A 13,743-nucleotide genomic window follows, 5' to 3' on the forward strand; every position below is an offset into this window, starting at 1 on the left:
AATACGTCCAATACGCCGTTGGCCCATAATTCATGTGATGACGTATGACTCGCTGTCCGCGCAGGTCGCGCCGCACCTGCGGCTCCTCGTCACGCTGCGGGCCACGGGGAACGTCACACGCGCGGCCGAACTGCTGGGCGTCCCGCAGCCGACGGTGAGCCGCCGGATCGCGGCGCTGGCCGACGCGCTGGGCGCGCCCCTGACCGTCCCGGACGGCCGCGGCATCCGGCTCACCCGAGCGGCGGAACTGCTGGCCGAGGCGGCCGAACGCGCGTTGGCGGCGGTCGACACCGGCGTCCGGCTGGCGCGCGAGGAGGTGGCGCCGGAGTCCGGGCACGTGGTGCTCGGGTTCCTGCACCTGCTGGGGCGGACGCTGGTGCCGTCGCTGTTGCGCGGCTACCGGGCGCGGTACCCGGGAGTGCGGTTCACGCTGGTCCAGGGCTCGCGACAGGACATGCTCGACCGGCTCGCGGGCGGCGAGCTGGACCTCGCGCTGCTCGCGCCGTTGCCGTCGGAGGCGCCTTCGCTGGTCTCGGCGGGGCTGGCCGAGGAGGAGACCCTGCTGTCGGTCCCGACGGGCCACCGCCTCGCGGACCGGCGGCAGGTGCGGGTGGCCGAGCTGGCCGAGGAGGAGTTCGTGCTGCTGGAGCCGGGTTACGGCGTCCGCACGCTGACGGACGAACTCTGCGCGGCGGCGGGCTTCACGCCACGCATCGCGTTCGAGGGCCAGGAGTCCGACACGGTCCGAGGCTTGGTCGCGGCGGGTCTCGGCGTAGCGCTGCTGCCGAGGTTCGGCCCGGGCACGCCGGCAGGAGTGGCGGAGGTGCCACTGAACCCACCGGCGTCACGGACGATCGGCCTGGTGTGGCGCGCGGGCGAACCGACAACACCGGCGGTGACGGCCTTCCGCGACCACGTGCTGAAAACGGCGGGGCGCACATAATCTGGCCGCCGCCGGGAAACTCCCCCACCCTTCCCTGGGGGGCGTCCCCGGGTCCAGTCTATCGGCGGCCCCCGACGAAGCCCGGCGAAAACGGTCGTGAGCAGCGAGTTGTCCACAATGCAGCCGGGCTGTGGACAACTCTGGACGGCACGACGACAGCGACAGTCCGGCAACAGCGCAGACAGCCCAGGCCGCCGCCAAGCGGCCGCCGGACCTCAGCCCAGTGAAGCGGCCAGCTCCACCAGGGTCCGGGCCGCGAAGCCCGTCGCTCCCGGGACCACCTCGTTGTAGTTCTTCTCCGACCTCGCCGGGCCCGCGATGTCCAGGTGGGCCCACGGCAGGCCCTCGGTGAACTCGCGCAGGAACAGCGCCGCCGTGATGCTGCCCGGGCCGCCCGGGGTCTGGCGGACGTCGCCGAACTCGCCTCGGACGTTCTCCGCGTAGTCCTCCACCAGCGGCATGCGCCACCACGCCTCGCCGACCCGCGCACCCGCCGCGACGACCGATGACGCCAGCGCGTCGTCCGTGGCGAACAGGCCGCCGGTGCGCAGGCCGAGCGACACCTTCATCGCGCCGGTGAGCGTCGCCGCGTCGACGACGACGTCCGGGGCGAACCGCTTGATGCCGTACGCCAGCGCGTCGGCCAGGACCATCCGGCCCTCGGCGTCGGTGTTGCCGACCTCGGTCGTCTTGCCGCCGTAGTGGCGGACGATGTCGCCCGGCCGGTACGCCGATCCCGACACGTGGTTCTCGGCCGCCGGCACCAGCGCGGTGACCCGCACCGGGAGCCCGAGCGCGGCGATCGCGCGGGTCGCGGCGATCACGGCCGCGCCGCCCGCCATGTCCGTGCGCATCAGGTGCATGCCGTCGGCCGGCTTGATCGACAGGCCGCCGGTGTCGAACGTGATGCCCTTGCCCACCAGCAGCAAGTGCTTGACCGCTCCGGAAGCACCGGACGGCTTGTAGGACAGCTCGATCAGCCGCGGCGGCCGCGCGGAACCGCCGCCGACGGCCAGCACGCCGCCGAAGCCCTGCTCCGCGAGCCACTGCTCGTCGCGGATCGTCGCCTCGACGCGGGGGCCGGCCACCTTCGCCGCGGTGTCCGCGAGCCACGCCGGGGACTTGACGTTCGAGGGGGTGTTCGCGAGGTCGCGGGTCAGCGCCGTCGCGGCGGCCAGCGCCGTCGCGCGCTCGACGAGCTCGGTGTGGCTCGCCACCGCGCGGTCGTGCGTCACCAGCCGCACCGTCCGCACCGCCGGCTTCGGGTCCTCTGTGGACACCTTGAAGCGGTAGCCGCCGAGCAGCAGTCCCAGTGCCAGCTCCGTGACGTGCTCGCCGGACGCCTCCTCGGGCAGCACGAGCTGCACCGCGCGGAACGCCTTCCCGCCGTGCTCGACGTCGTCGGCCAGCCCCGCGTTCACCGCGCGGACCAGCGCCGCGCCGGTCTTGCGGTACTGCTTCGGCTCGCCGTCGCCGAGCCCCGCGACCCAGCGGGGGCCGTCGCCGGGGACCGTCTGCACGTCGCCCGCTTTGCCGGTGATCCGGACGCCGCCGACCTCGACCGGCTCGGCCTCGACGTCGTCGGCCGGCGCGGTCACCAGCCGGACGGTCGGGGTGCCGCGGCGAAGGTCGCCCGCGACCTCGATGTCGAGGAGACTAGTCGGAACGGGGGGTAGCGGATTACGCACAGTGAGCAACCTTCGGGCGCAGAGGAACCGCGACCCCGGCCTCCGAAGGGAGACCGGGGTGCGACGGAAGGACGGTTCTGGGGGGCCGGTTCAGCCGGTGACCTCCTGCAAAGCGGCGCCGAGGTCTTTCGCTTCCTCCGCGGAGAGTTCGACGACGAGTCGCCCGCCACCCTCGAGCGGTACGCGCATCACGAGGCCCCGCCCCTCCTTAGTCACTTCGAGGGGACCATCTCCGGTCCGGGGCTTCATGGCCGCCATAGCGTGCTCCCTCCGTCTCAACCGGCGCGCCCGGGTCGCGCTCGCGTGAAAGCCAGCCGGGTCTTACCGTCCATTGTCCCCTATCAGCGCCTCGGCGCATCAGCGGACCGATCTTTTGCTGCCGTATCGGTGCTGGTATGCGGCCCGCGAGGGGTGTGAGAGTCTCGGACGACCGATGTTTCAGCGCAAGGAGAAGACGTGACCACATCCGACGTCCTGCTGATCGCCGACGCCGACGGGGTGCGCACCCTCACCCTCAACCGGCCGCAGGCGTACAACTCGCTGACCGTCGAGCTGAAGGAAGCACTGCTCGCGGCCCTGCGCGGGGCGGCGGACGACGAGAGCGTCCGGGCCGTCGTGCTGACCGGTTCGGGCAAGGCGTTCTGCGCCGGCCAGGATTTGAAGGAGCACGTCGGGTTGCTGCAAGCGGGTGACCCCGCCCCGCTACACACGGTGAAGGAGCACTACAACCCGATCGTCAAGGCGATCGTGGCCATGGCGAAGCCCGTCATCGCGGCGGTCAACGGCACGGCCGCCGGGGCCGGTGCGGCCTTCGCCTACGCCAGCGACCTGCGGATCGCCGCCGAGTCGTCGTCGTTCCTGATGGCCTTCGCGAACGTCGGGCTGGGCCCGGACTCGGGCGCGTCGTGGACGTTGCAGCGGCTGGTCGGTTACGGCCGCGCCGCCGAGCTGATGCTGCTGGCCCGCACCGTCGACGCCGCCGAGGCGCAGCGGCTCGGCCTGGTCGGCGAGGTCGTGCCGGACGACGAGCTGGCGGCGCGCGCCCAGCAGGTCGCGGCGAAGCTCGCGGCCGGGCCGACCGTGGCGTACGCGAAGATCAAGAGCGTGCTCAACCTCGCCGCGCAGTCGACGTTCGACGAGGCGCTCGACGCCGAGGACGCCGCCCAGACCGCGCTGGGCGCGACCGCCGACCACACCGAGGCCGTCGAGGCCTTCGTCGGCAAGCGCAAGCCGGCCTTCCAGGGCAAGTAGGCAGTCTGCCGCAGCTCGTCGTGAGTGTTTAGGGCGGTTCTAACCGCCCTAAACACTCACGAGGGCCACGGCAGACCCGGGAACCCGTCAGCCTGCTCGGAAGCAGGTTTCGATGTGGTCGTCGACCATGCCGGTGGCCTGCATCAGCGCGTAGCACGTCGTCGGGCCGAGGAACGCGAAGCCGCGCTTCTTCAGCTCCTTCGCCATCGCCTTCGACTCGTCCGTGATGGCCGGGACGTCCGCCATCGTCCGCGGCCGCCGGTGCGAAGAGGGCGCGAACGACCACAGCAGGTCGTCCAGCGGGACGTCCAGGTCGGCGATCGCCCGGGCGTTGTTGATCGCCGCGAGGATCTTCGCGCGGTTCCGCACGATGCCCGCGTCCTGCATCAGCCGCTCGACGTCGGCGTCGCCGAACTTCGCCACCTTCGCCGGCTTGAACTGCTTGAACGCCTTGCGGAAGTTCTCACGCTTGCGCAGGATCGTGATCCACGACAGCCCGGACTGGAACGCCTCGAGGCACAGGCGCTCGTACAGCTCGTCCTGGCCGTGGAGCGGCGTGCCCCATTCCTTGTCGTGGTAGTCGATGTAGTCCGGGGTCGAGTTGCCCCAGCTGCACCGCGCGACGCCGTCAGTGCCGATCAGCTCAGTCATCCCCGCCCACCGAATAGTCCTCCGCGAACCGCGCGAACCGCCGCAGCGACTGGCGCACCCCCAGCGCGAACGCCGGCCGCACGACCGGCCAGCCGAGCCGGCCCAGCGGCCCGAACGGCAGCCGCAGGTGCTCGGCCCAGACGAACGTCGAGCGCTGCGCGCCCTTCGGCACCACCTGGAACACGCCGGTGCCCTGCACAACGCTGCCGAAGTGCCGCACCGAGCACCGCACCGGCGGCTCCCAGGTAGTGATCTCCATCTTGTCGGTGAAGCCGATCCCGGCGACGCCGGTGAACGCGGCCAGCCGCGAGCCGACGCTGCGGCCGTTGCCCTCGGTCACCTCGACGTCGGTGCCCAGCATCCACTCGCCCTGGCGCGTCCAGTCCGTGAGCGCGAGCCAGGTCGTCCCGGCCGGCGCGCGGACGTCGACGGACAGCACGAGGTCCGTCACTGGGCGCTCTCCGGCGCGGTCTCCCGCTCGGCTTCGCGCTCCGGTTGAAGCTCCGGTTGACGCTCGGGTCGACGCTGCTCCAGCTCGGCGACCCGGGTGCGCAGCTCGTCGATCTCGACGCCGAGGCGGCGCAGCACCCAGTCCACTTCGGACATCTTGTAGCCGCGCAGCACCAGCTGGAAGCGCACGTCCTCCAGGTCTTCGCCGGTGATGTCCTCGGCGGGCAGCCGCGTGGGCGAGCTGCCCGGCGGCAGCGGGGCCAGCTCCTCACCCCGGCCGAACACGACGGCGGCCAAGAGGAACACCACGGCGGCCACCAGCAGCATGACTACGAGGTAGATCAGCGCGGTCGTCACGCGACGATCGTGGCATACCCGCCCCAGGAACGTCTCGCGAGCACGACGAGCCGCAGGGAAAGAAGCACCCAGGCGACCATCAACACGGCACACGGGACGCTCAGGAACAACCTCGACGCGTCGACGACGCCGGTCGAGCCGATCAGCAGGCCGACCGAGGCGAGGTTGACGCCGACGGCCACCGCGAGCAGGACACCGCAGAACCGGGCCAGCCGGACGGCGTCGAGGCGGCGGCTGAGCCAGCGGGTGCCGAGCAGCGCGAGCAGGCCGATGACCGGCACGACGAACACCGCGCCGTGGGTGAGGTGCGCGACGACGCGGTACCACTGCGGCGTCGACGTCGGCAGGTTCGTCCAGGCGCCGTAGGTGAGGATCCGGGCGTAGTCCCAGGACGCCTGCATCAGCGGCACGCCGATGACGAGCTTCCACAGCGTGCGGACGCCGCTGAGCATGCCGAGCTCGGCCTGGTAGTCGCGGGCGACGACGGCCGCCGGGCCGAAGTCGGCGACGGCGCGGCGCTCGGCGTCCTCGTCGCCGCGGCCGCCGGCGCGGTAGGCGTCGGCGGCGTCGTGCAGGCCGTCGCGCGCCTCGTCCAGCAGGTCGGCCTTGAACTTGCCGCAGCCGTGCAGCCGCCGGTCGAGGTCGGCCAGGTACTCGTCGATCATGCGCCCAGCACTCCCCCGATGACGGCCGTGAACTGCCGCCATTCCGTGCGTTCGGCGGCCAGGGCCTGCTGGCCGGCGCGGGTGAGCCGGTAGGTGCGGCGTTTGCGGCCGGAGACGACGTCCCATTCGCTGGCCAGCCAGCCGGCCCGCTCGAGCCGGCGCAGGGCCGGGTAGACCGTGCCGGTCGGCAGGTCGAGCGCGCCGTCGCTGCGCAGCTGCAGGGCCTCGATGATCGCGTAGCCGTGCAGCTTCCGGCCGTCGAGGACCGCCAGCAGCAACGCGTCGAGGTGCCCGCGCAAGGAGTCCGCCTTCATGGGTACGCAGTCTACACGTCGACTGGCTACATGTAGGCAGACTACGTGTAGCCTGGCTACATGAACGCACTCCCGGTCGCGAGACTCCAGTTCGCGACGACGACCTCGTTCCACTTCCTGTTCGTGCTGCTCACCCTGGGTCTGGTCACGCTGGTGGCCGTGATGCAGACGCGCTCGGCACTGGGCGGCAAGCCCGAACTGGAGCGGATGACGCGCTTCTGGGGCCGGCTCTACGTGATCAACTACGCGCTGGGGATCGTCACCGGAATCGTGATGGAGTTCCAGTTCGGGCTGACCTGGACCGGGCTTTCCGCCTTCGCCGGCGACGTCTTCGGCGCCCCGCTGGCCATCGAGACGCTCGTCGCGTTCTTCCTCGAGTCCACGTTCCTCGGATTGTGGATCTTCGGCTTCGGGCGCATGGGCAAGTGGCTGCACCTGACGCTGATCTGGCTGGTCACGCTCACGGCGTACGCGTCGGCGCTGTTCATCATGCTGGCCAACTCGTTCCTGCAGGACCCGGTCGGCAGCCACGTCGAGCACGGCACGCTGCGCCTCGACGACTTCGGCGCGCTGTTCACCAACCCGGCGCTGGCCGCGTCGCTGCCGCACGTGGTCGCCGCCGCGATCCTGACCGGCGGGTTCTTCGTGGCCGGCGTCAGCGCGTACCACTTCCTCAAGCGCACCACCGAGATCGAGTTCTTCCGCCGCTCGATGCGGATCGGCGTCATCGCGGCGCTGATCGGCGCGATCCTGGTGGTCAACCAGGGTTTCGCGCAGTTCGGCGAGCTCGCGATGTACCAGCCCGACAAGCTGAAGGACGGCGGTGTCGGGCTGCCGCTGGGCCTGATGATCATGCTCGGGTTCGTCATGCTGCTGTGCGCGCTGCTCGGCACGGTGCTGCTCTTCCGCGACTGGATCACCAAGGCCCGGTTCCTGCACCGCCTGATGGTCGCGGCGATCCCGCTGCCGTTCGCCGCCGCGATCCTCGGCTGGCTGGTGCGCGAGATCGGCCGTCAGCCGTGGCTGGTCTGGGGGAAACTGCGCACCGCTGACGCGCTCGCGGACGTCCCGGCCGGCCAGATCCTGTTCTCGTTCATCGCTTTCTCACTGCTGTTCGCCGCGCTCGCCGTGGCCGACTGGGTGCTGCTGGCGCGCGTGGCCAAGCGCGGCCCGGAGCCGGTCGAGCGCGACGTCGCCGAACTGCCCGTCCTGAGCGGAGTCTGACCGATGGTGACCTTCTGGTGGGGTGTGCTGGGCCTGCTGACCTGTGGCTACTTCGCGCTCGCGGGGTACGACTACGGCGTCGGGATGCTGCTGCCCGCGTTCGACGCCGGCGAGCGAAGACGGCGGCAGACGCTCGGCGCGCTCGGGCCGTTCTTCCTGGCCAACGAGGTGTGGCTGGTGGCCGCGGTGGGCGTGCTGTTCGGCGCGTTCCCGCACCTGGAGGGCAAGGTGTTCGCCGGGGCGTACGTCCTGGTCGTGACGCTGCTGCTCGGCCTGGTGACGTTCACGGCGTCGATGCAGCTGCGCAGCCGCCGCCCCGGTGCGCCGCGCGGCGCGTGGACCGCGGGCATCGTCGGCGGCGCGCTGGTGACGGCGGTGTCGTGGGGCCTGTTCCTCGGCAACCTGGTGGCCGGGCTGCCGCTGACCGCCGACGGCTCGCCGTCCGGTGACGTCTTCGCGCTCTTCAACCCCTACGCCGTGTTGTGGGGGCTGGGGTTCGTCGCGTTGTTCTGCTTGCAGGGCGCGGTGTTCCTGGCCGTGCGCGCGCCGGCCGAGCTGACCGGCCGCGCGGTGCGGCTGGCCAAGACCTTCCTGCCGCCCGCGGCCGGCTTCCTCGTCGTCGCGACCGGGTGGAGTTCGGTTGTCCTGCGCGGGGTGACGGCGGCGGGCATCGGCGTGGTCGTGCTGGCGTTCCTCGCGCTGGGTTCGGTGTGGCTGGGTCTCGCGCTCAAGCGCCACCGGGTGGCGCTGCTCGGGGCGATGACGCTCGCGGCGTGTCCCGCGCTGCTCGCCGGCACGCTGCGGTTCCCCGCGATCCTGGTGGCGGACTCGGGTTACGCGCTCACGACGGCCGAAGCGGCGACGTCGTCCGACACGTTCGCGGTGCTGACGTGGTTCGCGCCGCCCGCCGTGCTGGTGCTGCTCGTCGTGCAGTGGCTGACCTGGCGCGCGCACCGCGCCCCCGTCGACCAGCGTTCGCTGCTGCACTTCTAGGAGGACGACGTGCCCGCACTGCCCGGACTCCGGCGGTACCTGGTTCTGCTGACCTCGCTCGGCGTGCTGTCGGCGTTCGCGGTGTTGCTCCAGGCCGAAGGTCTCGCCACGCTGCTCACCGGCGGCGGTCTCTCGTTCGTCTTGGTTCTGGCGATTGCGTCACGCGTAATGCTTTCCCTGGTCGGCGATGTCCTCAGTGGACGGTTCGCGTCCTCGGTGAAAGCCGGTCTGCGGCATCGGCTGCTCGGCTCGTCGTCCGATCGGGCGGGCGTCGTCGCGACGCAGGTGACGCGCGGTGTCGACGCCACCGACGGCTACCTGACCGGGTACCTGCCGACGCTCGTCGTGTCGGTGGTGGTGCCGATCGCGGTGATCGTCCGGCTGTTCACGACGGACCTGACGTCGGCGCTGGTCGTGACGGCGACCCTGCCGCTGATCCCGGTGTTCGCGATCCTGGTCGGCAAGCACACGTCGGCGCACACGCAGTGGGACCTGCTCAAGAAGCTGGGCGGGCACTTCCTCGACGTCGTCCGCGGGCTCGGAACGCTGAAGGTGTTCGGGCGGGCGGAGGCGCAGGCGCGCACGGTCCGCGCGATGGCGGACGCGCACGCGGACGCGACGCTGAAGACGTTGCGGGTGGCGTTCCTGTCGGCGCTGGTGCTGGAGCTGGTCGCGACGCTGTCGGTGGCACTGGTCGCGGTCCCGATCGGCTTCCGCCTCCTGGACGGCGGCCTGGACGCGCGGACGGCATTGTTGATTCTGATCCTGGCCCCGGAGGCGTACCTGCCGCTGCGAGCGGCGGGCGCGAAGTTCCACGCGGCGGCGGAAGGGTTGACGGCGTTGCGGGAAGCGCTTGCGGTACCGGTGGTTTCGCTTCGTTCCGGGACTGTGGTTCGACGCCGGGGTGCGCCTTCGCTGGTCTTCGAGCGGGTGACCGTCCGTTTTGGCGATGTTGCCGCATTGTCCGATGTGGACCTGTCGGTGCCCGCCGGGTCGCGGCTGGCGCTGGTCGGACCGAGCGGATCCGGGAAGAGCACGTTGCTGGCGGTGCTGCTGGGGTTCGTGGCGCCGACATCGGGCCGCGTCCTGGCGGACGGGGTGGACGTGCGCGCGCTGGATCCTTCCGGCTGGCTGGCGGACATCGCGTGGGTCCCGCAACGGCCGACGTTGTTCCGGGGTTCACTGGCTTCGAACATCGGACTGGGCCTCGCGCAGCCCGACGTCACCGGCGCGGCCCGCGCGGCGGCGCTGGACCAGGTGGCGGCGGGGTTGCCGGGTGGTTACGCCACGCAGGTGGGCGAGCTGGGCGAGGGCTTGTCGGCCGGTCAGCGGCAGCGGGTGGGGCTGGCCCGAGCGCTCGCCCGGACGACGGCGGGCCTGGTGCTGCTGGACGAGCCGACGGCCCGCCTGGACTCCCGAACGGAGGCGACGGTGCTGTCCGCGACCCGGCGGCTGCTGCCCTCGCGGACGGCGGTGCTGGTCGCGCACCGGCCGGCGATGGTTTCGCTGGCGGACCGGGTGGTCGAGCTGCGCGATGGCCGGGTGTCCGCGGAGGTGGCGGCGTGACGTTGTGCCTTGCGATCGGTCCGGGCCGCGTTGCTGGGGCTTGGGCCGGGGCCGGGACCGGGACCGGGACCGGGACCGAGCTTGCTGCCCCTGCGCTCGTGGGTACCGCTGCCCTTCCGTTCACGGCGCACGCCGACCACACCGAGGCCCCGAACGTCGCGGTGGTCGGCTCCGCCCCGCCGCTGAGATGGGTCCGCGCCGCCGTCTTGTCAAGTTCGGTATCCACAGGCAAGCAGTTGTCCACAGATTTCCGCGCACCCCGTTTTCGCAGGCCAGGGGCGGTACGCTGGGATCGGGGACGCCCCCCTGGGAGTGGTGGGGGCCGCTCTGGGAGTGGTGGGGGCCGCTTTGGGCCCGGTCGGCAGTCGTCGTCGGCGGCGGGTGTGCCGCTGCGGTCTCGCGATGATCCGCTGGGACCTTAGCCCGCGATCTCACTTCTCACCCCGGGGAATCACCTCATGAACAGCGCGAACGATCCCGCCGGAGCGGGGCTGTGGGCAGTGTCCACAAAGGACCTCCTCCGCCTCGCCCGGGCCGCGTTGCTCGCCGCGGGAGCCGAGCTGGCCGCGCTCGCGCTCATGGCCACCGCCGCCTGGTTGCTGCTTCGCGCTGCCGAGCGGCCGCCGCTTGCCGCACTCACCGTGGCCGTCACCGCTGTGCGGGCTCTTGCTCTTCTGCGTGGTGGCCTGCGGTACGCCGAACGGCTTGCCGGGCACGAGGTCGTCCTGCGGTGGCTCGGCTCGCTGCGCACCCGCGTCTACCAAGCCCTCGCGCCCGGGTCGCGGTATTCCGGTGGGGACCTCCTCACCCGGCTCGTGTCCGATGTGGACGCTCTGCAGGACGCCGTCCTCCGGTGGTTGCTGCCCGCTGTCGTTGCCGGGATTGTCGGGCTCACCGCCGTCGGGGTGGTGGCGACGGCTTCCGTGGGGGCCGCGGGGGTGCTGGCCGCGGGGCTCGTCGTCGCCGGTGGGGTGCTGCCTTGGCTGGTCATCCGGGTCACCGCGGCGCGAGCGGTCGAAAACGCGCCGAAACGGGCGGAACTCGCCGAACGTGCCGTCGAGCTCGTCACCGGATATCGGGAACTCGTCGCTGCTGGGGCGCTGACAGAAAAGCGGGACGCCGCGCACGACGTCGTCGAGCAGCTCAGGGAACCGGTCACGAAGACCGCTCTGCTCGGTGCCGCGGGGATCCTCGTCCAGCTCGTGACCACCATCGCCGTCTGCCTTCTCTGCGACGCCTCCGTTCCGTGGACCGCCGCTCTCACCCTCGGCTCCATGACGACGTTCGAGGTCGTCCTCCCGCTGATCACCGCCGCCCACCGGGTTCCGGAGATCCGCACGTCGGCGGCTCGTGTGACGGCCGTGCTCGCCACGCCGCCGGCCAGCCCGGGCACCCGCACCGTCCACGAAGGACACTTCAGGCTGGAACGCGCCGGCCTCCGTTATCCGGGACGCGCGCCCGCTCTGCTGGACGTCGACCTCGACCTCGCGCCCGGCCGCCGCGTCGGGATCGTCGGGCCCAGCGGAGCCGGGAAGACCACCCTCCTGCGCCTGCTCCTCGGCCTCGAAACCCCGACCTCCGGGCGCGTCACCCTCGACGGGCACCCGCTCGCCGAGTACGCCGACCTGGCGAAGACCGTCTCCGGGGCGCTCGCCGACGCGCACGTCTTCCACACCACCGTCCGCGAGAACCTCCTGCTCGCGAAGCCCGACGCGACCGACGACGAGCTGCGCGAAGCCTGCGAAACGGCCGGCTTCGACCTGGCCCTCGACCGCGACACCGGCCCGGACGGCGACGCGCTCTCCGGCGGTCAGCGGCAACGGCTGGTCCTGGCCCGCGCGGTACTGGCGGCGCCCCGGGTCCTGGTGCTCGACGAGCCGGTCGACGGCCTCGACCCCGCGCACGGCGACGCCGTCCTCAAGCGCGTCCTCGAGCGCACGCGGGGCAGCGTCGTCCTCGTGACGCACCGGCCCGAGCACCTCGACGGCTTCGACCAGGTCCTCACCCTCGAGGACGGCCGTGACCGAACCGACGGTCGAGCGCCGGTAGCACAACGGAAACCGTCCGGTCACCCTTCGCGGTCAGGATGGGCCGGGCGGCCGGCCACTACGCCGCTCGAACCAACTCACGAGTAGCGACCGTGCCATGCTGGAGGCACCGCATCCGAGGAGGAGGACCACTTGATCGCGCAGCTTGTCCGCTTCGTGCTGGGCCCGCTGGCCAGGGCGCTCTACCGGCCGGAGGTGCGTGGCGTGGAGAACGTGCCCGCCACCGGCCCGGTGCTCCTGGCGGCCAACCACCGGGCCGCGCTCGACACCGGCGTGATCACCTTCGCGACGCCGCGGCAGGTCAAGTTCCTCGGCAAGGCCGAGTACTTCGTCGGCAAGACGATCAAGGGCCGGCTGATGGCCGGCTTCCTCGGCGGCCTCGGGTACGTCCCGGTCGAGCGCGGCAACGCCCAGGCCGGCCTCGCCGCGCTCGAAGCGGCGCGCAAGGTGCTCGACGCGGGTGGCGTCTTCGCGATCTACCCCGAAGGCACGCGCTCGCTGGACGGCCGGCTGCACCGCGGCCACACGGGCGTCGGCGCGCTGGCCCTGGCGACGGGCGCGAAGGTGGTGCCGGTCGCGCTGACCGGCACCGAGAACCTCCAGCCCGAGGGCGCGCGTGTCCCCCGCCTGGCCAAGATCGGCATCACGTTCGGCAAGCCGCTCGACTTCTCCCGCTACGAAGGCCAGGACTACGCGCCGGCGATCCGCCGCTCGGTGACCGACGAGGTGATGTACGCGATCCTCGAACTGTCGGGCCAGGAGTACGTGGACACCTACCACAAGCGGCCCAGCGAAGGCGCCGCCTGAGTCACCAGGGCACCGGGCCCTCGTCGTCGACGAAGGTGCCCGTCGGGCCGTCCTTCGGGATCGTCGCCATCCGGACCGCCGACTCCGCGCCCTGCGCCGCCGTCCGGGGGCCCGAGTGACGGTTCAGGTCCGTCGCGCAGTGGCCGGGGCAGACGGCGTTGACCAGGATTCCGTCGGCCCGCAGGTCCCTGGCGTACTGCAGCGTCAACGACGTCAGCGCGGTCTTCGACGGCGTGTACCCCGCCGAGATCGGGAGTTCACTGACCGGGTCGGCGTTGCGGGCCAGCGACGCGCCGCTGCTGGAGACGTTGACGATGCGCGGTGCGGCCGACCGGCGCAGCAGCGGCAGCAGGGCGTTCGTCACGCTGACGACGCCGAAGAGGTTCGTCTCGAAGATCGCGCGCAGGACGTCGAGGTCGGCGGTGCTGGGACGCTGGCTCGCCAGGTCGGAGCCCGGCGGCACGGCGACGGACGCGTTGTTGACCAGGACGTCGAGCCGGCCGTAGCGGGCGTCGATGGCGGCCGCGGCCGCGGCGACCGAAGCGGGGTCGGTCACGTCGAGCACCACCGACGAGCCGCCGATCTCCGCGGCCGCCTGCTCGCCGGCAGCGGCGCTGCGGGCGCCGACGACGACGGTGTGGCCGAGGGCGGCGAGCCGGCCGGCGATCTCGCGGCCGATGCCCTTGTTCGCGCCGGTGACCAGAGTGATTTGGTTCATGACCCCAGCACACCAGCGCGTGGCCGCTTCGAGCCAACACCGGATCCGCATCGGCCGATACCCTGCGG

15 protein-coding genes are annotated in these 13,743 nt (G+C 71.9%); 7 read left to right on the top strand and 8 right to left on the bottom strand.

Annotated elements, in window-relative coordinates; genetic code table 11:
- Nucleotides 1-37 precede the first annotated feature (37 nt).
- Nucleotides 38-943: a LysR family transcriptional regulator gene (locus tag OG570_RS05775; protein WP_326955856.1), complete on the top strand. Its 906-nt coding sequence runs from the start codon at nt 38-40 to the stop codon at nt 941-943.
- Nucleotides 944-1,158: 215 nt separating this feature from the next.
- On the opposite strand, the gene OG570_RS05780 is transcribed toward OG570_RS05775, so the two are convergent.
- Entirely contained in the window at nt 1,159-2,631 is a 1,473-nt protein-coding gene (locus OG570_RS05780) for a leucyl aminopeptidase family protein (protein WP_326946304.1), read from the bottom strand.
- A gap of 90 nt (nt 2,632-2,721) precedes the next feature.
- A complete protein-coding gene (locus tag OG570_RS05785; RefSeq protein ID WP_005155393.1) occupies nt 2,722-2,889 on the bottom strand; it encodes a DUF3117 domain-containing protein in 168 nt (55 codons plus the stop codon).
- A 198-nt stretch (nt 2,890-3,087) separates the two neighbouring features.
- Between OG570_RS05785 and OG570_RS05790 the strand changes: the two genes are divergently transcribed.
- Nucleotides 3,088-3,882, top strand: a complete 795-nt coding sequence (locus tag OG570_RS05790; protein WP_326955857.1) for an enoyl-CoA hydratase-related protein — start codon at nt 3,088-3,090, stop codon at nt 3,880-3,882.
- 87 nt (nt 3,883-3,969) lie between these two features.
- Here the strand turns inward: OG570_RS05790 and OG570_RS05795 are convergent, their stop codons facing one another.
- Genes OG570_RS05795 through OG570_RS05815 form a run of 5 tightly spaced genes read right to left on the bottom strand, consistent with a single transcriptional unit; the run spans nt 3,970 to nt 6,319 of the window.
- Nucleotides 3,970-4,533 (bottom strand): DNA-3-methyladenine glycosylase I, encoded by a 564-nt coding sequence (locus OG570_RS05795; protein WP_326955858.1) that lies wholly within the window; start codon nt 4,531-4,533, stop codon nt 3,970-3,972.
- A complete protein-coding gene (locus tag OG570_RS05800) occupies nt 4,526-4,984 on the bottom strand; it encodes an SRPBCC family protein (RefSeq protein ID WP_326946301.1) in 459 nt (152 codons plus the stop codon). Before OG570_RS05800 ends, OG570_RS05795 begins: the two co-directional genes overlap by 8 nt.
- On the bottom strand, nt 4,981-5,340 hold the full coding sequence (locus OG570_RS05805; RefSeq protein WP_326955859.1) for a DivIVA domain-containing protein: 360 nt from the start codon (nt 5,338-5,340) through the stop codon (nt 4,981-4,983). Before OG570_RS05805 ends, OG570_RS05800 begins: the two co-directional genes overlap by 4 nt.
- Nucleotides 5,337-6,005 carry a permease prefix domain 1-containing protein gene (locus tag OG570_RS05810; RefSeq protein WP_326946300.1) on the bottom strand — a complete coding sequence of 223 codons (669 nt, stop codon included), beginning with the start codon at nt 6,003-6,005 and terminating at the stop codon, nt 5,337-5,339. The genes OG570_RS05805 and OG570_RS05810 overlap by 4 nt, the downstream gene beginning before the upstream one ends.
- Nucleotides 6,002-6,319 (bottom strand): helix-turn-helix transcriptional regulator, encoded by a 318-nt coding sequence (locus OG570_RS05815; protein WP_247061020.1) that lies wholly within the window; start codon nt 6,317-6,319, stop codon nt 6,002-6,004. Before OG570_RS05815 ends, OG570_RS05810 begins: the two co-directional genes overlap by 4 nt.
- A 60-nt stretch (nt 6,320-6,379) precedes the next feature.
- On the opposite strand from OG570_RS05815, the gene OG570_RS05820 reads away from it, so the two are divergent.
- From OG570_RS05820 to OG570_RS05840, 5 genes are all read left to right on the top strand, one after another.
- Entirely contained in the window at nt 6,380-7,543 is a 1,164-nt protein-coding gene (locus OG570_RS05820) for a cytochrome ubiquinol oxidase subunit I (RefSeq protein WP_326955860.1), read from the top strand.
- 3 nt (nt 7,544-7,546) lie between these two features.
- Nucleotides 7,547-8,536 (top strand): cytochrome d ubiquinol oxidase subunit II, encoded by a 990-nt coding sequence (locus tag OG570_RS05825; protein ID WP_326955861.1) that lies wholly within the window; start codon nt 7,547-7,549, stop codon nt 8,534-8,536.
- Nucleotides 8,537-8,545: 9 nt separating this feature from the next.
- A complete protein-coding gene (gene cydD, locus OG570_RS05830) occupies nt 8,546-10,102 on the top strand; it encodes a thiol reductant ABC exporter subunit CydD (protein ID WP_326955862.1) in 1,557 nt (518 codons plus the stop codon).
- Nucleotides 10,103-10,560: 458 nt separating this feature from the next.
- The gene (cydC, locus tag OG570_RS05835) at nt 10,561-12,237 is read left to right on the top strand and encodes a thiol reductant ABC exporter subunit CydC (protein WP_326955863.1); all 1,677 of its coding nucleotides are present in this window, start codon (nt 10,561-10,563) and stop codon (nt 12,235-12,237) included.
- 45 nt (nt 12,238-12,282) lie between these two features.
- A complete protein-coding gene (locus OG570_RS05840) occupies nt 12,283-12,957 on the top strand; it encodes a lysophospholipid acyltransferase family protein (protein ID WP_247061010.1) in 675 nt (224 codons plus the stop codon).
- Between the two features lies 1 nt (nt 12,958).
- Here the strand turns inward: OG570_RS05840 and OG570_RS05845 are convergent, their stop codons facing one another.
- The gene (locus OG570_RS05845; protein WP_326955864.1) at nt 12,959-13,675 is read right to left on the bottom strand and encodes an SDR family NAD(P)-dependent oxidoreductase; all 717 of its coding nucleotides are present in this window, start codon (nt 13,673-13,675) and stop codon (nt 12,959-12,961) included.
- Nucleotides 13,676-13,743 lie beyond the last annotated feature (68 nt).

Origin of the sequence: Amycolatopsis sp. NBC_01286 (genome assembly GCF_035982555.1) — a bacterium.
GTDB lineage: Bacteria > Actinomycetota > Actinomycetes > Mycobacteriales > Pseudonocardiaceae > Amycolatopsis.